General features: G+C 71.7%; 21 protein-coding genes and 1 pseudogene. 8 read left to right on the top strand and 14 right to left on the bottom strand.

Translation table 11 applies throughout. The features are described 5' to 3' along the window. The first annotated feature begins 110 nt into the window (after positions 1–110). On the top strand, positions 111–2582 hold the full coding sequence (locus BT364_RS03295) for a glycoside hydrolase family 3 protein (protein WP_072483512.1): 2472 nt from the start codon (positions 111–113) through the stop codon (positions 2580–2582). Between the two features lie 48 nt (positions 2583–2630). Here the strand turns inward: BT364_RS03295 and BT364_RS03290 are convergent, their stop codons facing one another. Together BT364_RS03290 and BT364_RS03285 are read right to left on the bottom strand one after the other, a co-directional pair. Further along, complete coding sequence (locus BT364_RS03290) at positions 2631–3629, bottom strand: aldose epimerase family protein (protein ID WP_072483511.1); 999 nt, start codon at positions 3627–3629, stop codon at positions 2631–2633. Positions 3630–3640: 11 nt separating this feature from the next. After that, positions 3641–4549 carry an SGNH/GDSL hydrolase family protein gene (locus BT364_RS03285; RefSeq protein WP_072483510.1) on the bottom strand — a complete coding sequence of 303 codons (909 nt, stop codon included), beginning with the start codon at positions 4547–4549 and terminating at the stop codon, positions 3641–3643. Between the two features lie 350 nt (positions 4550–4899). Here BT364_RS03285 and BT364_RS03280 point away from each other — a divergent pair, with 350 nt between their 5' ends. After that, positions 4900–5394, top strand: coding sequence for a DUF3145 domain-containing protein (locus BT364_RS03280; protein ID WP_072483509.1), 495 nt, complete (start codon positions 4900–4902; stop codon positions 5392–5394). A 134-nt stretch (positions 5395–5528) separates the two neighbouring features. Here the strand turns inward: BT364_RS03280 and fabF are convergent, their stop codons facing one another. The 5 genes from fabF to BT364_RS03255 all read right to left on the bottom strand — a co-directional run bounded on the left by fabF (position 5529) and on the right by BT364_RS03255 (position 10399). Then, entirely contained in the window at positions 5529–6791 is a 1263-nt protein-coding gene (gene fabF, locus BT364_RS03275; protein WP_072483508.1) for a beta-ketoacyl-ACP synthase II, read from the bottom strand. Between the two features lie 77 nt (positions 6792–6868). Further along, entirely contained in the window at positions 6869–7117 is a 249-nt protein-coding gene (locus BT364_RS03270; protein WP_072483507.1) for an acyl carrier protein, read from the bottom strand. A gap of 63 nt (positions 7118–7180) precedes the next feature. Beyond that, positions 7181–8182, bottom strand: coding sequence for a ketoacyl-ACP synthase III (locus tag BT364_RS03265; protein ID WP_072483506.1), 1002 nt, complete (start codon positions 8180–8182; stop codon positions 7181–7183). A 13-nt stretch (positions 8183–8195) separates the two neighbouring features. Then, positions 8196–9110, bottom strand: a complete 915-nt coding sequence (locus tag BT364_RS03260) for an ACP S-malonyltransferase (RefSeq protein WP_072483505.1) — start codon at positions 9108–9110, stop codon at positions 8196–8198. A gap of 89 nt (positions 9111–9199) precedes the next feature. Further along, complete coding sequence (locus BT364_RS03255) at positions 9200–10399, bottom strand: PucR family transcriptional regulator (RefSeq protein ID WP_072483504.1); 1200 nt, start codon at positions 10397–10399, stop codon at positions 9200–9202. Between the two features lie 116 nt (positions 10400–10515). Here BT364_RS03255 and BT364_RS03250 point away from each other — a divergent pair, with 116 nt between their 5' ends. Next, positions 10516–11172 (top strand): pirin family protein, encoded by a 657-nt coding sequence (locus BT364_RS03250; protein ID WP_072483503.1) that lies wholly within the window; start codon positions 10516–10518, stop codon positions 11170–11172. Between the two features lies 1 nt (position 11173). Here the strand turns inward: BT364_RS03250 and BT364_RS03245 are convergent, their stop codons facing one another. Beyond that, positions 11174–11764 (bottom strand): GNAT family N-acetyltransferase, encoded by a 591-nt coding sequence (locus BT364_RS03245; protein ID WP_072483502.1) that lies wholly within the window; start codon positions 11762–11764, stop codon positions 11174–11176. A gap of 203 nt (positions 11765–11967) precedes the next feature. Here BT364_RS03245 and BT364_RS44055 point away from each other — a divergent pair, with 203 nt between their 5' ends. Further along, entirely contained in the window at positions 11968–13167 is a 1200-nt protein-coding gene (locus BT364_RS44055) for an eCIS core domain-containing protein (RefSeq protein WP_371268012.1), read from the top strand. Between the two features lie 72 nt (positions 13168–13239). Here the strand turns inward: BT364_RS44055 and BT364_RS03235 are convergent. Further along, positions 13240–13392 (bottom strand): annotated as a pseudogene (locus BT364_RS03235) (DUF397 domain-containing protein); the annotation flags it as partial. Between the two features lie 72 nt (positions 13393–13464). Further along, positions 13465–14286 (bottom strand): serine hydrolase domain-containing protein, encoded by an 822-nt coding sequence (locus BT364_RS03230; RefSeq protein ID WP_072483500.1) that lies wholly within the window; start codon positions 14284–14286, stop codon positions 13465–13467. A 132-nt stretch (positions 14287–14418) separates the two neighbouring features. Between BT364_RS03230 and BT364_RS03225 the strand changes: the two genes are divergently transcribed. Beyond that, positions 14419–14880, top strand: coding sequence for a MerR family transcriptional regulator (locus BT364_RS03225; RefSeq protein ID WP_072483499.1), 462 nt, complete (start codon positions 14419–14421; stop codon positions 14878–14880). After that, entirely contained in the window at positions 14880–15896 is a 1017-nt protein-coding gene (locus BT364_RS03220) for an aldo/keto reductase (protein WP_072483498.1), read from the top strand. The genes BT364_RS03225 and BT364_RS03220 overlap by 1 nt, the downstream gene beginning before the upstream one ends. 54 nt (positions 15897–15950) lie before the next feature. Here BT364_RS03220 and BT364_RS03215 read toward each other — a convergent pair whose 3' ends face one another. Continuing rightward, a complete protein-coding gene (locus BT364_RS03215; RefSeq protein ID WP_072483497.1) occupies positions 15951–16997 on the bottom strand; it encodes an alpha/beta hydrolase in 1047 nt (348 codons plus the stop codon). Positions 16998–17227: 230 nt separating this feature from the next. Between BT364_RS03215 and BT364_RS03210 the strand changes: the two genes are divergently transcribed. Further along, positions 17228–18727: a helix-turn-helix domain-containing protein gene (locus BT364_RS03210; RefSeq protein WP_107408153.1), complete on the top strand. Its 1500-nt coding sequence runs from the start codon at positions 17228–17230 to the stop codon at positions 18725–18727. A 216-nt stretch (positions 18728–18943) separates the two neighbouring features. Beyond that, on the top strand, positions 18944–19432 hold the full coding sequence (locus tag BT364_RS03205; RefSeq protein ID WP_072483496.1) for a hypothetical protein: 489 nt from the start codon (positions 18944–18946) through the stop codon (positions 19430–19432). Positions 19433–19494: 62 nt separating this feature from the next. On the opposite strand, the gene BT364_RS03200 is transcribed toward BT364_RS03205, so the two are convergent. From BT364_RS03200 to BT364_RS03190, 3 genes are all read right to left on the bottom strand, one after another. Beyond that, positions 19495–20178, bottom strand: a complete 684-nt coding sequence (locus tag BT364_RS03200) for a response regulator (RefSeq protein WP_072483495.1) — start codon at positions 20176–20178, stop codon at positions 19495–19497. Then, complete coding sequence (locus BT364_RS03195; protein ID WP_072483494.1) at positions 20175–21503, bottom strand: sensor histidine kinase; 1329 nt, start codon at positions 21501–21503, stop codon at positions 20175–20177. The genes BT364_RS03200 and BT364_RS03195 overlap by 4 nt, the downstream gene beginning before the upstream one ends. A gap of 117 nt (positions 21504–21620) precedes the next feature. Further along, complete coding sequence (locus tag BT364_RS03190) at positions 21621–22589, bottom strand: DUF4429 domain-containing protein (protein ID WP_072483493.1); 969 nt, start codon at positions 22587–22589, stop codon at positions 21621–21623. Between the last annotated feature and the right edge of the window lie 25 nt (positions 22590–22614).

Below are 22614 nucleotides of genomic sequence, written 5' to 3'. Positions count from 1 at the left end.
GACCGTACGCCATCTCTAATATCACAGAGCGATAACGAAACCTACTGCTCTACCTGTGATGGGGTCAGTATGGAGGCATTCAGCCCAGAATCCGACCAGGAGGCACGGCCGTGGCAGACGCGTCCACACCCACCAACCCCGATGCGGCCCGCGAGGCCGCGGTCGACGCGGCGCTCGCCGCGCTCGGGCTCGACGACAAGGCCCGGCTGCTGGCCGGCCAGGACATGTGGTCGCTGCCCGCGCTCCCCGCCATCGGGCTGCGCTCCCTGGTGATGTCCGACGGGCCGATCGGCGTCCGGGGTGTCGCCTGGAGCGCCGACGACCCGTCCGTCGCGCTGCCCTCGCCCACCGCGCTGGCCGCGACCTGGGACCCGGCCCTGGCCCGCCGGGCCGGCCGGCTGCTGGCCCAGGAGGCCCACCGCAAGGGGGTGCACGTCCTGCTCGCCCCGACCGTCAACCTCCACCGCTCCCCGCTCGGCGGGCGCCACTTCGAGACGTACAGCGAGGACCCGTACCTCACCGGCGAGATCGGCACCGGCTATGTGCTCGGCGTGCAGGACGGCGGGGTCGGCACGACCGTCAAGCACTTCGTCGCCAACGACGCCGAGACCGACCGCTTCACCGTCGACAACATCGTCGCCCCGCGCCCCCTGCGCGAGATCTACCTCGCCCCGTTCGAACGCATCGTCAAGAACGCCCACCCGTGGGGCATCATGGCCGCCTACAACCGGGTCAACGGCTCCACCATGACCGAACACCGCTATCTGCAGAACGCGGTGCTGCGCGGCGAATGGGGCTTCGACGGCTACATCGTCTCCGACTGGCTGGCCGCCCGCTCCACCGTCGCCGCCGCCGACGGCGGCCTCGATGTCGCGATGCCCGGCCCGAAGACGGTCTACGGCAAGGCGCTCGCCGACGCCGTGCGGGCCGGCGAGATCGAAGAGTCCGTCGTCGACGGCGCCGTACGCAATGTGCTGCGGCTGGCCGCCCGTGTCGGCATCCTGGACGGCGCCCCGCCCGTCGTCGACGAGTCCGCCCGCCCCGCCGCCGTCGACGGCGACGCGCTGGCCCGCGAGATCGCCCGCCGCTCCTTCGTCCTCGTACGCAACGAACGCACCGCCCTCCCCATCGACCCGGCGGCCGTCCGCACGGTCGCGGTCAGCGGGGCGCTCGCCCGGGACGCCCGGGTCCTCGGCGGCGGCTCCGCCCAGGTCTTCCCGCACCACATCGTCAGCCCGCTCGACGGCCTCCTCGCCGCCCTCCCCGAGGGCGTCGTCGACTACCGCGTCGGCGCCGATCCCAACACCGAACTCACCCCCGCCGAGAAGGGCTTCGAGCTCAGGGCCGTCTGCTACGACGAGGCCGGCACCGTCATCGGCTCCGCACCGCTGCGGGGCGGCACCGTCCAGTGGATCGGTGACGACTTCCCCGAAGGCGTCACCCGCGGCACGCTGCACACCGTCGAGGTCACCGGCACCTTCGTCCCGCGCGACAGCGGCGAGCACGTCTTCGGCACCCGCGGCACGGGGGCGATCACCCTCACCGTCGCGGGCGAGACCCTGTACGACGGGATCCACCGGGTCACCGGCTCCGACGACCCCGGCGAGGCCTTCTTCGGCAACCCGCTGGAGCGCGGCCGGATCACCCTCACCGCGGGCGAACCCGTCCAGGTCTCGCTGCGGCAGGTCCCCGAGACCCTGGGCGACGACGCGCCGATCCCCGGCGTCTCGTTCGCCTTCTGCCACCTCGGCCCGCGCCGCGACCCCCAGGAGCTGATCGCCGAGGCCGTGGAATCGGCCCGCGCCGCGGACACCGCGATCGTCGTCGTCGGCACCACCGAACGCGTCGAGTCCGAGGGCTTCGACCGCACCGACCTGAAGCTCCCCGGCCACCAGGACGACCTCGTCCGGGCCGTCGCCGCCGCCAACCCGGACACCGTCGTGATCGTCAACTCCGGCTCCCCGGTGGAGCTCCCGTGGCGCGACGAGGTCGCCGCCGTGCTGCTCGGCTGGTTCCCCGGCCAGGAGGCCGGCCACGCCCTCGCGGACGTCCTGCTCGGCGCCGGGGAACCGGGCGGGCGCCTGCCCACCACCTGGCCGGCCGCGCTCGCCGACGTCCCGGTCTCGAACACCACCCCCACCGACGGCGAACTCCACTACGACGAGGGCGTCTTCGTCGGCTACCGGGCCTGGGAGAAGGCCGGCACCGCGCCCGCGTACCCCTTCGGCCACGGACTCGGCTACACCACCTGGGAGTACGAGAGCCTCACGGCGGGCCCGGACTCCGTCACCGTCCGCCTCCGCAACACCGGCGCCCGGCCGGGCGCCGAGACCGTCCAGATCTACCTCGCGCCCCGGGACGACACCGCCGAACGCCCGGCCCGCTGGCTGGCCGGCTTCGCACGGGTCGAGGCGGCGCCCGGCGAGAGCGCCGAGACGGTGATCGCGCTGGAGCGGCGTGCGTACGAGATCTGGGACGAGGAGGCGTACGACTGGGTCCTCGTCCCCGGCACGTACGAGGTCCAGGCGGCCCGCTCGCTCACCGACGTACGCCTGACGGCGAACGTGGACATCGAGGAATAGCGGCCGGGCGGCAGGGGGACGGGGTCGCGCCCGCCCCCTGCCGCACCGTCAGCGCACCGTGAATCCGTACACGGTCGTCGAGACGAACTCCTCGCCCGGCCGCAGCACCGTGCTCGGGAACCCGGGCCGGTTCGGGGAGTCGGGGAAGTGCTGGGTCTCCAGCGCGATCCCGGCGCACGGGCCGAACGGCCGCCCGTCGAAGTGGTCCGCCGTGTACAGCTGGAGCCCCGGCTCCGTCGTCGTCACGGTCAGCACGCGCCCCGAGGCCGCGTCGTACAGCTCGGCCGCCGGGCCCGTTCCCGCCGCGTCCAGCACGAAGTTGTGGTCGTAGCCCGCACCGACCGGCCGCGGCTCACGGAAGTCGAACCGGGTCCCGTCCACCGGCAGGAACCCGCCCGTGGGCAGCGACTCGGCGTCCGCCGGGGTGATCCGCCCGGCCGCGATCCGCAGCGTCTGCCCGAGCGCGCTGCCGCTGCCGGCGCCCGCGAGGTTCCAGTACGTGTGGTTCGTCGGGTTCAGCACCGTCGGGGCGTCGGTCGTCGCCCGGTACGCGATCCGCAGCGCCCCGCCCTCGTCCAGGGTGTAGGCCGCCGACACCGCGAGACGGCCCGGGAAGCCCTCCTCGCCGTCCTCCGAGACCAGCGAGAGCTCCACACCCTCGGCGACCTCCCGCGCCCGCCACACGCGCTTGTCGAAGCCCCTGGCCCCGCCGTGCACCTGGTTGCGCCCCTCGTTCGGCGTCAGCCGGTGCGTGCGCCCGTCCAGCTCGAAGCGGGCCCCGCCGATCCGGTTCGCGTACCGCCCGACCAGCGCGCCGAAGTACGGGCCGGGAAACGCCTGGTACCCGGCCAGGTCCGGCAGCCCGAGCGCGACCTGGGCCCGCACCCCGTCCCGGTCCGGCACCTCGACCGACTGCACGATGCCGCCGTACGTCAGCACGCGCACCCGCGTACCGTCCCGTTCCAGCGTCCATCGGTGTACCCGGCTGCCGTCCGCGAGGGTACCGAAGTCTTCCGTACGCATCGCCGTGCCCGAACCAGTGACCATGATCACGGACCTTACGCGGGAGGCCGGGCGGCGGTGACATTGCGGTACGCGATCTCCGCCAGCCTCGCCTGCCCGTCACGCCCCGGATGGAACCAGTCCCACTGGCTGAGCTGCCTGCCGGTGAACGGGTAGTCGAAGACCGCCCCGCCGTCGTAACGGCAGCGCCGGTCCTTCGCACAGACCTCCTGGAGCACCTTGTTGTACGCCACGACCCGTTCCTGCACCGATGCGCGCCGGTCCGCCGCCCGCGCGCTCATGTCGTCCGCGTCGCCCAGCATCGACTGACAGATCCCCAGCTTCCAGACCTGCTTGCCCAGCGCGTTGCCGCGCCCCGTCGACCAGAGCCGCTTGAGGTCCGGCACGCTCGACACGTACACCTGCGCCTTGGGCGCCCCGGCCCGCAGCTGACGCATCGACGCCTCGAACGAAGCGAGGAAATCAGCCACCGGCGTCATGTACCGCGCCGAGTCCCGGCAGGCGTCATTGGCGCCGATCATCACCGTCACCAGATCGGGCTTCTCCTTCGCGGCCAGCGCCATCTGCTCCGGCAACTGCGCGATCCTGGCGCCCGTCTCGGCGTGGTTCCAGCTGCGCGAGGCGGCCCCCGACTCACCGAGCAGCCGCACGGCCAGGCTGCGCACCTCGCGGTCCGTGCCGGTCGCCCAGGAGACCTCGGGGCAGTCCGCCAGCACCGAACAGGCGTCGAAGCCGCGGGTGATGGAGTCGCCGACGGCGGCCACCGAACCCGGCTCGCGGTCCCAGACCGGGCCCGGCCTGGCCGAAGGCTGCGCGACCGCCCCCTTCGTCGTCCCCTCAGGCCCGGAGTCACAGCCCGTCAGCACGGCCGTGCCGAGCACCGAGACCGCCGCCAGGAGGGCGGCCGCGGTACGCGAACGGCGGCGGGCGGAACGATCCTGCATCCCTTGGTCCCCTCGGTCATGCCCCCGGCAACCCCTGGTGGCACCGGTCGGAAGGCCCGGCCGCTCCGGCGAGTGAAAGCTGAGCGAATGATGGGCCCGGGACCGACCGTACGTCACACCTGGGACCCCGCCGCGCGGTAGCTTTTCCTCGTCGAACCAGCGGCGCGTTCCCCCGCCCGGCTCCACTCGGGTGGCTTTCAGGAAATCACATCACGTCACATACTGTCCCTTTTCAGGAGTTTCACCCCGATGCTGTTTACTGATGACAACCTCGGGATCCGGCCGAGAAGAGACGGTACGGGCGCGAGACCGCTGGGGAAGGCGAACTTCGTCCCACACTGGAGGTCCCGGTGACGACACGTGGAGTTCTGTACGTTCACTCCGCACCGCGCGCGCTCTGCCCCCATGTCGAATGGGCGGTGGGCGGTGTCCTCGGTGTGCGGGTCCAGCTGGACTGGATCAGACAGCCTGCCGCACCCGGCACCTGGCGGTCCGAGTTCTCCTGGCAGGCCCGCCCCGGCACGGCGTCCAAGCTCGCCTCCGCGCTGCGGGGCTGGGACCTGCTGCGTTTCGAGGTGACGGCGGAGCCGAGCTCCACGTCGGAGGGCGAGCGCTACAGCTCCACGCCCGGCCTCGGCATCTTCCACGCCGTCACCGGCATGCACGGCGACATCCTGGTTCCCGAGGACCGGCTGCGGGCGGCGCTGGCCAGGTCCGTCCGGGGCGAGACCGACCTGGAGGCCGAGATCGCCAAACTGCTCGGCAAGCCGTGGGACGACGAACTGGAGTCCTTCCGCCACGCGGGCGAGGGCGCGCCGGTGCGGTGGCTGCACCAGGTGGTGTGACGGCGCGGAGTTCAGCCCCTCCGGCGATCGAGGAGCGGGGGTCCGGGGGCGAAGCCCCCGAAACGCAGCGAACGAGGCCCGCCTTCCCGAGAGGGGAGGGCGGGCCTCGTCGTACCAGGACTGCGGATCGCAGGTCAGACGCTGCGGAACGCCAGAACCACGTTGTGTCCGCCGAACCCGAACGAGTTGTTGATCGCGGCGATCGAACCCTCCGGCAGCGGCCGGGGCTCGTCGCGCACGATGTCCGCCTCCACGGCCTCGTCGAGGTGCTCCACGTTGATCGTGGGCGGAGCCGTCCGGTGGTGCAGCGCCAGGACCGTCGCGACGGTCTCGATGCCGCCCGCGCCACCGAGGAGGTGACCGGTCATCGACTTCGTCGCGGAGATCGCGACATGGTCGAGGTCGTCGCCCAGGATCTTGCGCAGGGCCTTCAGCTCCGCGACATCGCCCTGCGGCGTCGACGTGGCGTGCGCGTTGAGGTGCACGACCTCGGACGGCTTGAGGTCCGTCTGGTCCAGCAGGTTCTGCATCGCGGCGGCGATCCCGCGGCCGGTCGGCTCGGGCTGCGCGATGTGGTGGGCGTCCGCGGACAGCCCCTGGCCCAGCACCTCGCAGTAGACCTTGGCGCCACGCGCCGCGGCGTGCTCCGCGGACTCCAGGACGACCACTCCGGCGCCCTCGCCGAGGACGAAGCCGTCACGGCCGGTGTCGTACGGACGGGAGGCCTTCTCGGGCTCCTCGTTGTTCTTGGACATCGCCATCATGTTGGCGAACGCCGCGATCGGCAGCGGGTGGATCGCCGCCTCGGTGCCACCGGCGAGGACCACGTCGGCGCGGCCGGTGCGGATCATCTCGACGGCGTACCCGATCGCCTCGGCGCCCGAGGCGCAGGCGGAGACCGGGGTGTGGACACCGGCCTGGGCGTTGACCTCAAGGCCGACGTTGGCCGCCGGGCCGTTGGGCATGAGCATGGGCACGGTGTGCGGGGAGACGCGGCGTACGCCCTTCTCCTTGAGCACGTCGTACTGGTCGAGCAGGGTGATCACGCCGCCGATGCCGGAGGCGATGACCGAGCCCAGTCGCTCGGGCCGGATGTTCTCGTCCTCGCCGGCCTTGCCGGTGAAACCGGCGTCCGCCCAGGCCTCGCGGGCCGCGATCACCGCGAACTGCGCCGAGCGGTCCAGCTTGCGGGCGAGCGGACGGGGCAGGACGTCGCCCGGGTCGACGGCCGCGAGGGCGGCGATCCGGACGGGCAGTTCGGCGAAACGTTCGCCCTCGAGAGGCTTGACGCCGGAACGGCCGGCCATCAGACCTTCCCAGGTCGACGCCGAGTCGCCACCCAGCGGAGTGGTTGCGCCGATACCGGTGACGACCACGGTGCGATTGGTCGAGTTCACTGGAAAATCTTCTCCACGTGTAGAGGGTCGTGAATCAGCGGCGCCACCGCCGGGTGGCGACACAGGTGCAGGCCTGATCAGCCCTGGTGCTTGAGGATGTAGTCGGCAGCGTCGCCGACCGTCTTGAGGTTCTTGACGTCCTCGTCGGGGATCTTGACGTCGAAGCGCTCCTCGGCGGCGACGACGACCTCGACCATGGACAGCGAGTCGACGTCCAGGTCGTCGGTGAAGGACTTGTCCAGCTGGACGTCCTCGACCGGGATACCGGCGATCTCGTTGACGATCTCGGCGAGACCCTTGACGATCTCTTCCTGAGTGGCGGCCATGTTGGCGCTCCTTCGATGTTTATCTGCAGGTTGGGGCGTACGGGCCGAAACGGCCTGGTGTGCCTAGGGGAGGGTAACGACCGTCGCGGCGTAGACGAGACCCGCCCCGAAGCCGATGACGAGCGCGGTGTCGCCGCTCTTCGCCTGACCGGTCGCCAGGAGCCGCTCCATTGCGAGCGGAATCGAGGCGGCGGAGGTGTTGCCGGTGGTCTCCACGTCGCGGGCGACGGTGACGTTCTCCGGCAGCTTCAGGGTCTTCACCATCGAGTCGATGATCCGCATGTTGGCCTGGTGCGGAATGAAGACGTCCAGGTCTTCCGGGGCGATCCCGGCCGCGTCCAGCGCCTGCTGGGCGACCTTCGCCATCTCGAAGACGGCCCAGCGGAACACCGCCTGGCCCTCCTGCGTGATGGCCGGGAACTTCTCCGGGCGTTCGGCGTGGAACTCGTCCCACGCCACGGTCTGCTTGATGGTCTCGGACTTGTCGCCCTCGGAGCCCCAGATGGTCGGGCCAATGGCGGGCACCTTGGAGGGGCCGACGATGACCGCGCCGGCGCCGTCGCCGAAGAGGAAGGCCGTCGCGCGGTCCTCCTTGTCGGTGAGGTCGCTGAGCCGCTCCACGCCGATGACGAGCACGTACTCCGCCGAGCCCTCGACGATCATGCCCTTGGCGAGGGTCAGCCCGTAGCCGAAGCCCGCGCAGCCGGCCGAGATGTCGAAGGCGGCGGGCTTGCCCGCACCGACCAGGTGGGCGATCTCGGTCGCGATGGCCGGGGTCTGCTTGAAGTGCGAGACGGTGGAGACGACCACGGCGCCGATCTGCTCGGGCGTGATCCCGGCGTCCGCGATGGCCTTGCCGGACGCCTCGACGGACATCGCGGCCACGGTCTCCTCCTCGGAGGCCCAGTGGCGGGTGGCGATACCGGAGCGCGAACGGATCCACTCGTCGGACGAGTCGATCGTCTCGAGGATCACCTCGTTGGGCACGACACGGGTCGGGCGGTAGCCGCCGACACCCATGATCCGTGCGTACGGGGCGCCCTGGCTGGGCTTGATCTTCGACATTCTCTCGGGCTCCTTAGGCGCCGGCGTGCTCGGAGATGAGCGCGCGGGCCGCGTCGAGGTCGTCGGGGGTCTTGAGCGCGAGCGTCCGGACACCGGGCAGCGCGCGCTTGGCGAGCCCCGTGAGGGTGCCGCCGGGGCAGGCCTCGATGAGAGCCGTGACGCCCAGCTCCTTGAACGTCTCCATGCACAGGTCCCAGCGGACCGGGCTGGCCACCTGGCCGACCAGCCGGGAGATGACCTCGTCGCCGGTGGCGACGGCCTTTCCGTCGGCGTTCGAGACATATGTCACGGCCGGGTCGGCGGGCTTCAGCTCCGCGGCGGCCTCGCGCAGCCGGTCGACGGCGGGGGCCATGTGGCTCGTGTGGAAGGCACCGGCGACCTTGAGGGGCACCACGCGGCGCACGCCCTCGGGCTTGTCCTCGACCAGCGCGGCGATCTGCGCGGCGGTGCCCGCGGCGACGATCTGACCCGCCCCGTTGACGTTCGCCGGGGTCAGCCCGAGCTTCTCCAGGTGTGCGACCGACACATCGGGGTCGCCGCCCAGCAGCGCCGCCATGCCGGTCTCGGTGACCGCCGCGGCCTCGGCCATGGCGAGCCCGCGGGTCCGTACGAGACGCAGCGCGGCCTCGTCGCCGATGACTCCGGCGAGGACGGCTGCGGTGATCTCACCAACGCTGTGACCTGCGACGACGTTCGGCGACGCATCGAGTGCGGCGGCGGACAGCAGACCGGCCGCCACCAGCAGCGGCTGCGCCACCGAGGTGTCACGGATCTCGTCCGCGTCGGCCTTGGTGCCGTAGTGGGCGAGGTCGAGCCCGATGGCGTCGGACCAGGCCGCGATGCGGTCGGCGGCACCGGGGAGGTCGAGCCAGGGAGTCAGGAAGCCGGGCGTCTGAGCGCCTTGGCCGGGAGCGACGAGTACGAGCACCCTCACACTCTCTCTTGTGAACGGTCCGGAACACCCGTGGGGACAGGGACGAAGAACCGTATGGGGAATTGTTGATGTCCGACAAAAGTCTAGGACTGAGGATCTTTCGCGGCCAAGCGCCCCAGGATCAGGGCGATCCGCAGCGTGAACGCCGAGCGAACGTCGGAAGGGGACCATCCGGTGACGTCTGTCACACGTCGAAGCCGGTAGCGCACGGTGTTCGGGTGGACGAAGAGCATTCTGGCCGCGCCCTCCAGGCTGCTCGCCTGCTCCAGATACACACTGAGGGTTTCGAGCAGGGCGGAGCCCGCTTCTTCCAGTGGTCTGTAGATCTCCTCCACCAACTGGTCCCGCGCGGCGGGGTCGCCCGCCATCGCGCGCTCCGGCAGCAGATCGTCGGCGAGCACCGGCCGGGGGGCGTCCTGCCAGGCACCGCACGCCCTGAGTCCGGCGGCCGCGGCCTGCGCGGACCGGGTGGCCGCCAGCAGGTCGGGCACCACGGGGCCGGCGACCACGGGGCCCGCCGCGTACGGGCCGATCAGCGCCTTCGCGACCTGGAGCGGGTTGTCGCTGCCGCCCGCGATGACCACCAGGCGGTTGCCGAGCACCCCGGTCAGGACCTGGAGCTTGGCGTGCCGGGCGGCCCGCCTGATCGCCTCCACGGTCAGCTCGCTGTCGCCGTCCGGGGCGGTGCCGAGCACCACGCAGACGTGCTCGGGGGAGTTCCAGCCGAGCGCCGCGGCGCGTGACACGGCGCCCTCGTCGGCCTCGCCGGACAGCACCGCGTTCACCACGAGCGATTCCAGCCGGGCGTCCCAGGCGCCGCGCGCCTCGGCGGCCTGCGCGTACACCTGGGCGGTCGCGAAGGCGATCTCCCGGGCATAGACGAGCAGCGCCTCGCGCAGCACCGACTCGTCGCCGGGCGCGGCGACCTCCTCGATCGCGGCCTCCATGACCTCGATCGTCGTACGCACCATCTCGACGGTCTGTCGCAGGGTGATCGCCCGGGTCAGCTCGCGCGGAGCCGTTCCGAACACATCGGTGGAGATGGCCTGCGGGGTTTCCGGGTGCCGGAACCACTCGGTGAACGCCGCGATACCGGCCTGGGCCACCAGGCCGATCCAGGACCGGTTCTCCGGTGGCATCGCCCGGTACCACGGCAGCGACTCGTCCATGCGGGCGATCGCGTTCGCGGCGAGCCTGCCGGAGGACTGTTCCAGGCGTTTCAGGGTCGCGGCATGCAGGTGGGCGGCGTTCGCAGCGGGCTGTTCAGGATCGGGTCGGGGCACGGAGACAAGATTGCCCTATCGGGCCACGGGCACGGAGAGCCGGGGCGACCGCGGGTCGTACCGGCCGGTAGCGGCCGGAGGATCCCCCCGCGCTCCCGCCCGGCTACCGTGGGCGGGTGATTTCCGTACACCGCGCCGAGGACCGCTTCCAGGGCGGGGACCAGGACGCCGGCATCCTGTCCCGGCACTCCTTCTCCTTCGGCGGCTTCTACGACCCGGACAATCTGCGCTTCGGCCCGATCCTGGCCTGCAACACGGAGCGTCTGGCACCCGGCGCGGGGTTCGACGAACACCCCCACAGCCATACGGAGATCGTCACCTGGGTCGTCGAGGGCGAGCTGACCCACCGCGACTCCACCGGCCACGCCACGGTCGTACGGCCCGGTGACCTCCAGCACCTCAGCGCCGCCTCCGGCGTGCGCCACGTCGAACGCAACGACGGGGAGGCCCCGCTGACGTTCGTCCAGATGTGGCTGGCACCGCTCGAACCGGGCGGCGAACCCTCGTACACGATCGTCCCCGGCCTCCCCGACGCCACCCCGTACGCCCTCCCGGCGGCCGGTGCGCTGCTCCATGTGCGCAGGCTCGGCGCGGGGGAGCGGGCGGCGCTGCCGGACGCGGCGCGGGTGTACGTCCATGTGGTGGCCGGGGGCGTACGGATCGGCGACGAGGAGCTGGAGCCGGGCGACTCGGTACGGATCACCGGCGAGGAAGGGCTGGAGCTGGTGGCGACCGGATCGGCCGAGGTGCTGATCTGGGAACTGTCGGACTGACCTACCGGCCGTCGTCCCGGCGCCACATCGACCACATCGGCGGCCCGGACCGGAACGTCATCTCCTCGTGCACGACGAAGCCGTGCCGCTGGTAGAAGGTGAGATTGCGGCGGTTGCTGGACTCCAGGAAGACCCGCCGCCCGTCCGCGTCCGCCCGCTCCAGCAGCCCGCCCAGCACCCGCGCCCCGCGCCCGGTGCCGCGCGCGTCCGCCCGGGTGCCGATGTACTCGACGTACCAGTGCTCGGGACCGGCCGGATGGCGGTGCTCCATGGCGAACAACCGCCCTGCTGTACGCGGGAGTTGAGCCCCTGTCGCGCGTACGAGCGGCCCCGCGTTGCGCAGCAGGTACGTCACCGGCAGCTTCCACTTCCCGGGCTCCGCCCACACCGCCGCGACGGTGCGCTCCGGATCGGTCCACACCCGGCCGGCCGGGACCTGCTGGGCCAGGTGCGCGGTGAACAGCAGCCGCAGCCGCCGGTCCCGGTCGCGCGGCATCAGCCAGGTCCACACGGGATCCTCGGCATAGGCACTGGCGAGCACGGCGGCGAGTGCGGGGACATCGGCGGCGGTAGCGCGGACTATGTCGGCCATGGCCGAGGAGATTAGCGGGTGTCGCGTCGGCCATGCCGCTGTGTCCGGCGAGCCGACCGATTCTGCCCCCGTGTACCTGGCCCGCACCGGCATGTTCCGCGTAGTGATGGAGGGGCCACCACCCCGTGCACCCTTACGGAAGGCTTCTGATGCGCGCACGAGACTCCGAACGCACCCATGGTTCCGCTCGCGCGCGTACGCCGGTGAGACGACCGGAGACGGGCGAACTCCCCGAGCACCTGCCGCTCGCCCTCCAGAGCAGCCTCGGCAACGACGCCGTCGTCCAGCTGCTCCGGCAGGCGGGACACCCCTGGGCGCAGCCCGAGGAGCAGCAGCAGTCGGAGGAGCACCAGCACGAGGTGCAGCGTTCCGCCGTCCATGACGTCCTGCGCACCGGTGGCAGGCCCATGGACACCCCACTCCGGGAGGAGATGGAGGCGCGCCTCGGCGCCGACTTCTCCGACGTACGCATTCACGACGACAGCGCCGCACGGGCCTCCGCCGACGAGGTCGGCGCCCGTGCCTACACCTCCGGCCACCATGTCGTCGTCGGCGCGGGCGGCGGCGACAAGCACACCCTCGCTCATGAGCTGACCCATGTCGTCCAGCAACGGCAGGGCGCGGTCGCCGGCACCGACAACGGCGCGGGCCTGCGGATCTCCGACCCCTCGGACCGTTACGAGCGGGCCGCGGAGCGGAACGCCCGCCGGGTCATGTCCGCACCGGTGCGGACCGGGGTGCCCGGCGGCCGGGAGAAGCCCGCATCGCATGCGCCGTCGACCGCGGAGACGCCGGTCCAGCGTGCCGGTGACTGGAAGAACAACCCGACGAAGAACGCCCTGGCCGCGGAGAAGGCGGCCAACCCGGGCAACGCACTCGTGCACACCCTGCACCACATCGTGCCCAAGTCGCTGCTAGAAAGATTCGCCGGTCTCCTCACCCCGGCCCAGCTGGCCGATGTCGTGACGGCTCTGGGGCCGGTCGCGCCGACGGCGTTCACGAGCAACAGCGCCCAACTCAACGCTGTGTCCAAGGCGTTGAAGAACGTCCCGGCCAACTTCGCACTCGGCCCGGAACCGGCGGTCAGGAACGACGACCCGGGCAGCGGCGGACCGGACCTCAACTTCACCGAGGACGGTGCGATCACGCCTCGCTCCGAACAGCTGGAGCACGTCTACGACTTCATCGAAGCGAAGGTCAGCGCCAACGCGGCCGTCACGCAGGCGGAGTTGCAGAACGAGTTCATCGATCCGATGGAAGTCGCCTGCCGGGAGCACAACGCCGTGATCGCCCGTCTCGGTCTCGCCAACGGCGTGGGGCTCGACCCGGGCCGGACGGCCTGGTCGGGCAGCGCGGCCACGCGGTCCCAGCGCCGGACCCACATGATCGAACCGCTGGTCTGACGAGGACGAAGGGGCCCGGGGACGACGGTCGGTCGTCCCCGGGCCCCTTCGCCGTTCAGGCTTCGGACAACCTCAGAGCGTGCCCACGAACGCCCGCCAGGCGTCCGCTCCGACGATCAGGACGGGGCCGTCCGGGTTCTTGCTGTCGCGCACGGGCACGGCGCAGGGGAGACCGTCAACCACTTCGAGGCATTCGCCGCCGTTGGTGCCGCTGTAGCTGGACTTGCGCCATGCGGCGCCGCCGGTGACGGTGCACTCGACTGCCTGGCCGCGAAGGCGGCCGACCGGTGGTACGCCTCAGCGGCCGGGGCGGAGCTCCGCGAGCACCGCGTCCGTGAACGGCGGCCATGCCTCGACCGCCCACGGGCCGAAGGCGCGGTCGGTCAGTGCGACGCACGCCGCGCCCGCGACCGGGTCGATCCACAGGAACGTCCCCGACTGCCCGAAGTGTCCGAAGGTCGCGGGCGACGAGGAGCTGCCCGTCCAGTGCGGCGACTTGGAGTCCCGGATCTCGAAGCCGAGGCCCCAGTCGTTGGGGTTCTGGTGGCCGTAGCCGGGCAGTACGCCCTTCAGACCGGGGTGTACGACGGTCTGCGCGGCGAGCACCGTACGGGGGTCGAGCAGGCGGGGCACCTGCACCTCCGCCGCGAACCGTATGAGGTCGTCGACGGTCGAGACACCGTCCTTGGCGGGCGAGCCGTCCACCGTGGTCGCCGTCATGCCCAGCGGTTCCACCACCGCCTGGCGCACGTACTCCGGGAACGGGATGTCGGTGGCCTTGGCGATGTGGTCGCCGAGCGCTTCGAAGCCCGCGTTGGAGTAGAGCCGGCGGGTGCCGGGCGCGGCCGTCGTACGGTGCTCGTCGAAGGCGAGCCCGCTGGTGTGCGCGAGCAGGTGCCGGACGGTGGACCCCTCCGGCCCGGCCGGCTCGTCGAGCTCGACCGCGCCCTCCTCGTACGCCACCAGCGCCGCGTAGGCCGCGATCGGCTTGGTGACGGAGGCGAGCGGAAAACGGTGCGAGGTGGGGCCGTGCGTACCGAGAACGGTGCCGTCCGCTCGTACGACGGCAGCCGCCGCGGTGGGGACGGGCCAGTTGTCGATCATCGCCAGGCTCTGCATGCGTACGAGCGTAACGGGCGGAGGTATCCGGCCCGTGGGCGGACGGGGCGTCCGTCCGACGGGGGCCGTGATCGGGATCCGTCCCCGACTGCGCTTGCTTCGAGTGCACTCCAAGGTTCTAGCGTGTAGGGCATGACGGTGATGGAGAGCACTTCCGTGAAGGTGGACGCCTGCGCCACGGCCCCTCCGGCGCATCCGCGCCCCGAGGGTCAGGACCGGTACACCATCAGCGAGGTCGCGGCCTTCACCGGGCTCACCGCGCACACCCTGCGCTGGTACGAGCGGATCGGGCTGATGCCGCACGTCGACCGGTCCCACACCGGCCAGCGCCGCTTCACCAACCGCGACCTGGACTGGCTGTCCTTCGTCGGCAAGCTGCGGCTGACCGGGATGCCGGTCGCCGGCATGGTCCGGTACGCGGAGCTGCTGCGCGAGGGCGAGCACACCTTCGAGGAACGGCAGGAGCTGCTGGAGGCGACCCGCCGCGACGTGAGGACGCGGATCGCGGAGCTCCAGGACACCCTCGCTGTGCTCGACTACAAGATCGACTTCTATGCGAGCGCCCGGCGGGCGCCGGAAAGGCCCAGTGCCTGATGACTGACGACAAGATCACTACCGTGGAGCTCGGCAACGGCGGCCCTCAGGTCGGCGTGCAGGGGCTCGGTTGCATGGGCATGAGCGAGTTCTACGGCGACACCGACGAGTCCGCGGCCCGCGAGACGCTGGAGACGGCGCTGGCGGCGGGCGTCACCCTCTTCGACACCGCGGATGTGTACGGTCTCGGCGCCAACGAGACCTTCCTCGCCCCGTTCGTCGGGGCGCACCGGGACGAGATCACGCTCGCCACGAAGTTCGCCATAGAGCGCAAGGAGGACGACCCGCACCACCGGGGCGTGCGCAACGACCCCGCGTACATCCGCAAGGCCGTCGAGGACAGCCTGCGACGGCTGAACACGGACGTCATCGACCTCTACTACATGCACCGCCGCAACCCGTCCGTCCCGCTGGCCGAGTCCGTCGGGGCGATGGCCGAGCTGGTCCAGCAGGGCAAGGTCAAGCAGCTCGGGCTGAGCGAGGTGACCGGTGCGGAGCTGCGTGAGGCGCACGCGGTGCACCCGATCGCGGCCCTGCAGTCGGAGTGGTCGCTCTTCAGCCGGGACGTCGAGCGCAGCGCCGTACCGGCCGCCGTCGAGCTCGGGGTGACTCTCGTGCCGTACTCGCCGCTCGGCCGGGGCTTTTTGACCGGGGCGTTCACGGACGCGTCCAAGGAGCTGTCGGACGGTGACTTCCGTAAGTTCCAGCCGCGCTTCACCGGGGACAACGCGAAGAAGAACGCCGCTCTGCTGGAGCCCGTCCACAAGATCGCGGCGGCGCACGGGGCGTCGGCCGCGCAGGTCGCGCTCGCCTGGGTGCAGCAGCGGGCCCAGGTGCACGGGCTGACCGTGGTGCCGATCCCGGGCACCCGCAGGAGCAGCCGGCTGCTGGAGAACGTGGCCGCCACCCGGCTCACGCTGACCGACGGGGAGCTGGCGCAGCTGGAGCCGATCGCGGGGCTGGTGGCCGGGGACCGGTACTCGGACATGAGCTCGACGTCCGCCGCGCGCGAGTAGCCGGTACGGGGCGGGGCAGCCGCCCGGGGCCCACCGCGCCTTCCGTCCCGGGGCTCACCGCGCCTTCCCCTCGGTGATCGCGGCGAAGGCGCGGAGCGAGTCCGTGCCCGGGGCGAAGTAGCCGGTGTGGCCGCGGGCGTCGTCGGCCGGGACGCGGCGCGCGCCGAACTCCGGGGCGGCCGGGTCGGGGCCGTGGCCGAGCCCCGCCACCTCGACGTTCGGCACGTTGCCGATCCAGTCCGTGGCGTCCTTCGCGGCCCAGACCCGGGCGTCGGTGTGCAGGTCGGCGACGTCGTCGGCGCGCATCCCGGGCGAGCCGAGGACGACCAGGTCCCGGGCGCGCAGCCGGGGCGCGGCGAGCCCGCACACGACGGAGCCGTAACTGTGGCAGAACACGGCGGGCGCGGGCGCACCGTCGGCCGCGAGACCGTCCGCGAATCGCTTCAGCCGGCCGGCCCCCGCCTCGGCGAGCGAGCCCGTCGCGGCGTCGATGCCGAGGCCCACGGGAGTGGTGTACCCGGCCCAGGCGATGACCGCGCTGCCGGGACCGGTCCGGGCGTACAGCGCCTTCGCCATGCCGGCCGGGGTGCCGTACACATCGTTCGTACGGTCGAAGGTCCCGGCGTCGATGTCCGAGCCCGGCACCACGACCGCGACATGGCGCGCGGTGCGCAGGTCCCCGAAGACCTCGGCGACCTGGCCGCGTCCGCGCGGGTCGAACGCGAGGATCTGCCGCCTCCGGTCCTCTTCGAGATGCGCGTACCTGGGGTCGTGACTGGCTTGCAGGGAGAGGGCGTTGGCCCGGTAGCGCAGCTCGATGGGGACGCCGTCCAGATTGCCGACGACGAGCGGATGGCGTACGACCAGGGCCTGTCGCTGCGATTCGGTCAACCCCCGGAAGAAACGGGCCACTTCGGCCGGTGTGCGCCGCCCGGGATCGGGCAGCTCCTGCCCCAGCGCATGATCCGCGTGCCAGGCCGCGGTGCCCGGGGGCGGCCCGGTGAGGGCCTGCTGGGCGTTCCCGGACGCCCACCCGGCCGACCCCGCCACCAAGGTGGTGGCCAGTGCGAACGCGACCAGAGTCCTCGCGTAGCGGCGCATCCCGTCGTCCTCCCTCTCCGGCTGATCCGGCTCCCGTGCGCCGTGCGGCGCACGGGGAGGAAGGTAGGGAGAAGGCGGGTCCGGGGGCGTCACACCAGAGGGGCAAGTGCGAGGTCATACCGGGGTAGGGCGTATGTGCTTCGGGCAAACGGGTATCAGAAGACCCGAACGCCTGCCGGTTCGGCCCCCCGGGGCGACATGCCCCAGGACGACTCAAGAGGAACCTGAGCATGACGGACCCCATGACGCACCGGCCCGCCGAGCAGCTCGACGAGTTCCTGTCCCTGGTCGGGCAGACGGCCTGGAAGCCGGACGCCGATCTCCAGGCGATCGCCGAGTGGCTGCCGCGTGAGCTCGGTGCGGAAGTGGCGATCGTCAACGGCGCGATGAAAACAGTGGAGTTGTCGACGTCCGGATTCTCCGAGCGCGTTCTGGAACACCTTGAACCGATGCTCATGCGGCTGGCCACCGGGCGGGTGGCCTCGGCCGCCATGGACGTCGGGACGGCGCAGGTACGGCTCGAAGCGGTCGGCTCGGAGCTGCCGCGCCGGGTGCTGGTGCTGGTCGGCTCCGCCCCGCTGACACGCCGGGCCGCTGCCCTGGCCTCCCACACCGGCGGGATCCTCGCGGCCCTGCACCGCGCCCGGGAGACCGACCGGATGACCCGCGGCTACCAGCAGAAGGCGCACCAGCTGCGGATGGCCGTCCTCATGGCCCTTCAGGCGGGGGACCCCCTTCTGGCCCGCCGGATGACGACCGGCGCCGTCCCCGAACTGCTCGACTGCGACCGGCTGCGCGTCCACATCCTGCGGTGCGAGAAGGACGAACGCGAGCGGATCGCCCAGGCCTACCAAGACCCGTCGGGATACCACGGCGACGGTCTGATGGTGCGGTGCCCCGTCTACGACGAGCACCTCGTCTGCCTGATCGCCGACCGGGACGGGAGCGGCGCCGAAGCCGCCGACGGCCTGGCCGCGGTGCTCCGCGATCTCGTCGCGGACAACCCCCACTACGCGCTGGGCATCAGCAGCGCCCATCCGCTCCCCGCGACGGCCGAGGCGTACGGGCAGGCCCGGCACGCCCTGGCCGTGGCCTCCAACACCCCAGGACGGGTGGCCGGTTACCACGGCCAGGAACCTCTGGAGCGGCTGTTGCCCCGAGCCGAGGCCATCGAGTGGGCCGGATCCGTCCTCGGACCGTTGACCGCCTTACCGGAACTCACCACCGAGATCACCCGTCTCGCGATGCACTTCCACCGCTCGGGTGTGGCGCGCATGCTGAACGTCAGCCGCAACACGGTCACCGCCCACCTCGGCCGTGCGCAGTCGGCGCTCGGCCTGGACCTCCGCGACGTCCGCTGCCGGGCAACTCTGGCTCTGGCCCTGGGCGTTGCCGCCCTGCACCGAGAAGTCGGGAGTATTCCCGCGCAGCCGGACCCACCTGCTCTGGAAGAGTTGTTGCACACGCGACCTGCGGCGGAGTGGGGCCGTACGTTCCTGGAGCCCCTCCGGGACGCCCGGTACCACCCCGTGCACCAGACCCTGCGCACCTGGATCGAGGCCAACGCCGACGCCCAGCAGACCGCCCGCCGCCTGGGATGCAGCCGCACCACCGTCGCCGCACATCTCCGCACCGCCGAGCGCCGGCTGACGCGGGATCTGCTGAGCACGGGCTCGGGGGTCCACGACCTCGTCCACGCACTCCATCTCTCGGGCGAAACCCCGCTCTGACCGTGCGCCATGCGCAGTCGGCCGGAACCCGGCCTGTGCATCACGCCCTGCCTCGGCCCCAGGTTGCGCAGCGTGCACAGCACGAGTGCGGAAATTGGGCAGCGTGCACACAAATCGGTGCTTCTGGTCCTCTGGACGGAGTGCTCAACTCGTTCTGGACAGCCCGTACTGCACAGCATCCGCCCACGGGGGGCAGATGCAGAACGGAGAGAAATGATGTTCAGGACGAAGACCACTCTCATCGCCATGGGGGCCGCCGCGCTGCTCGCCGCAGGCGGTGTCACGGCCACGGCCGCGCAGGCGGATGCGGATGCCGTGCCGAGCGCGAAGATCCTCAGCACCAGCGGATCGTCGAAGGCCGACGCGAAGTTCGGATACGCACACGCCACGTGGAAGTGGTCGGGCGCAGGCAAGACCGGAAAGGTCAAGGTCTACGTCAACGACCAGAGCTGCAAGGACGGTTACGACACATTCGCGTTCATGCAGTTCCTGGGGGGCAGGTGGGGCAAGACGGTCACCACCGGAAAGAGCCGGGCCTGGAACTACAACTCGGACTGCGTAGGCAAGGGCAGGACGACGACGTTCCCCGCCTACACGGACACCTTCAACGTGAAGAAGGCCCGTGTAGTGGTCTGCAAGAACGACGCCTGGGGGACCGGCGACACCTGCGTCAAGGGCAAGTGGCACAAGAACCCCAAGGCGTAGGCGCCAGGGTCCGCCGTCGGGGGGCGGCGGACCTTCCGGTTCCGGGCAGGGGAACAACACCCTCACCCCTCGCCCGGCACCACCACCCCCGCCTCGTACGCGAAGATCACCGCCTGCGCCCGGTCCCGCAGGTCCAGCTTGGCCAGCACCCGGCCGATGTGCGTCTTCACCGTCTGCTCGGCCAGCACCAGCTTCCCCGCGATCTCCTGGTTGGACAGGCCCCGCGCGATCAGTTCGAGCACCTCCGTCTCGCGCGGAGTCAGCCCGTTCAGCCGCAGCGACTGGCCGCTCCGGGTGGCCCCGGTCGGGCCCTGCCGGGCGAAGTCGGCGATCAGCCGGCGGGTCACGGACGGTGCGAGCAACGCCTCGCCCGCCGCGACCACCCGCACCGCCGAGATCAGGTCCGCGGGCGGCGCGTCCTTCAGCAGGAAGCCGGACGCCCCGGCGCGCAGCGCCTCGTACACGTAGTCGTCCACGTCGAACGTGGTGAGCATCAGGACCTTCGGCCGGTGCACCACCCCCACCGGAGGGTTGAGCAGCTCGCGGGCCGCCGCCAGACCGTCCATCTCGGGCATGCGGACATCCATCAGGACCACGTCCGGGTGGACGCTCCGGCTGACGTCGATGCCCCGGCGTCCGTCCGGCGCCTCACCGACCACGTCGATGTCGCTCTGCGCCGAGAGCAGCGCCGCGAACCCCGCCCGCACCATGGCCTGGTCGTCGACGATGATCACGCGGATGGTCAAGAGTCCTCCGGGGCAGTGGGCGTGACAGGGGCCAGGGGCAGTCGCGCGGCCACCCGGAAGCCGCCGTCGGGCAGCGGTCCGGTGTCCAGCGTGCCGCCGGTCAACCGTACGCGTTCGCGCATACCGACCAGGCCATGCCCCGTGCCGGTCGTCTCCAGCGGCGAATCGGGCTGCTCCGCACGGTCGTTGACCACCAGGACGGTCAAGTGCGCGCCGTCGGACGTGATCGACACCCGGGTCCGCGCACCGGGCGCGTGCCGGATCACATTGGCCAGCGCCTCCTGCACGATCCGGTACGCCGACACATCCACCGCCTGCGGTACGTCGGGCAGTCGGGCCGGGAGCGACAGCTCGGCCGGCAGCCCCGCCCGTACCGTCGCCTCCACCAGCTGCTGCACCCGGCCGAGCCCCGGCTGCGGTGCCCGCTCGCCCTCCGCGCCCTCGCTGCGCAACACCGTGAGCAGCCGCCGCATCTCCGTCAGCGACTCCCGCGCGCTCGCCGCGATCGCCCCGAACTCCTCGCGCGCCTGCTCGGGCAGGTCGCTGATCCGGTAGGGCGCGGAGTCGGCCTGGACCGTGATCACGGACATGTGGTGCGCGACCACGTCGTGCAGCTCACGGGCGATCCTGGCGCGCTCCTCCAGCAGCGTGCGCTGCGCCCGCTCGGCCTCGCTGATGGTCTCCTGCTCGGCGAGCCGGCGCTGTGCGTCGCCCCGTTCCCGGATCACCGCACCGATCACCGTGATCACCGCGCCGAACGCCGGGAGCAGCGCCGAGGTGCTGCGGTCAGTGGCGGTCAGGTGCAGGACCAGGCTCGCCGCGGCGGTCAGTGCCCAGACGGAGACGACGGTCCGCCGGGTCTCGCGCAGGGCCACCGCCAGCATCACGAAGAGGTAGCAGATCAGCGTGGGCGGGGGCCAGGGCCAGATGCCCATCGGCGGCTCCGGGTACACCAGCAGTACCAGCGCCCCCACGATGTCGGCGGGGAAGATGATCCACCACGCCTGCAGCGGGCGGTGTGCCAGCATCAGCAGCGGCGCCGTCTGGGCGACGGTCAGCAGGCCCGCCAGTCCCTCGGCCATACCGTATTCGTTGGTCAGCACATTGAGCGTGACCGGGACGAAGATCGCCGCGAGGGCGAAGACGACCACGTAAGGCAGCAGCCTCCGCCACCGTTTGGACGCGTTCGCGAGCGGCGGTACCGGGGGATGGGACGGATGCGAGAGGTCGTGGGCGATCTCGCGCAGATTGCGGCGGGCGGCGCTCACCAGGCCGTCGGCGGCGGGCTGCGGGCGCGGCGGCGCCCCGGTCGGGGAAGTGGTCATGGCGGGATCAGCCTAGGGAGCGGACCTGCCCGGTGGCGTCATACCTGGGTTCCGGTTCGCCGCCGGGCCTCTCGTACGGGGGTACTACCGGCCGGTCGGGCCGACCGGCCGCAGGGCCTACAACTCGGCGAGCAGCTGGGCCTTCTTGGCGCTGAACTCGTCGTCCGTCACCAGACCGGCCTGGTGCAGTTCCCCGAGGTGCCGGATCCGTTCCGCGATGTCCGCGGGGTCGCGCCGCCCGGCGCCCGCCAGGACGGCCGCGGGCACGGCGGCCGAGGAATGGTTCCTGCGCACCGATTCCAGCACGGCCGCGGCGAACGGCAGCGACTCGTGCACCGGGCCGTAGCCGAGGCCGAAGACCACCGCGGCCGGGTCCTGGTCGGCCCGGGCGGGGCGGGACGCCACCGGCTGCGGGCCGGGCACCGTGCCCGGATCCGCGACCATGCCCGCACCACTGCCCCGGTCGGGGCACGCACCCGCGCCCGGTCCCGGGACCGCGTTCTCCAGGCCCCTGGGCACCAGCCGCAGATAGCCCTCGAACCCCTCCGGCGAGCGCCACTCGACACCGCTCAGCTCCGTCACCGGGAACGTCTGGTCGCCGGCCTTCCACTTCGCCGTGGAGGCGCCCGTCCAGAACCAGCGGAAGGAGACCCGGTCCCCGTCGAAGCCGGCCCGGCCGTCGTACGCCTTGAACCGCATCGGCGCCTCGGGCGCCGCGACCAGGAACCGGTCGGCGGGCTCCGATGCGTCGGGGCCGAGCCGGGCGCGCAGTTCGTCCGCGTAGTACTCGGCCAGCGTCTCGCGCTCGGCGGGGAGCACCAGCCGGTACGGATCGCAGCCGTCCTTCAGCTGCCCGGCCGCGGCCTCGACCAGTGGATCGGCGCCGCGTCTGGGCACGGCACGCAGGACCACCGTGCCCCGCTTGCCCGGGGTCAGCGTCACCGACGACAGCGCCGCGTGCGGTACGCGTCGTTCACGAAGGCTCTGGAAGAGCTTCGGTGTGCGGATCCCCCGTTCGAAGCGGATGAGCACGGAGTCGGTGTCGAACTCCCAGGTGGCATGAATTCCGGCCAGCACATCACCCATGTGCCTCATCGTATGCGGCACTTGC

This window comes from Streptomyces atratus, assembly GCF_900119365.1.
Lineage (GTDB): Bacteria > Actinomycetota > Actinomycetes > Streptomycetales > Streptomycetaceae > Streptomyces > Streptomyces atratus_B.
Note: the sequence above shows the minus strand (reverse complement) of the source record. Positions and strands in the feature narration are given on the sequence as shown.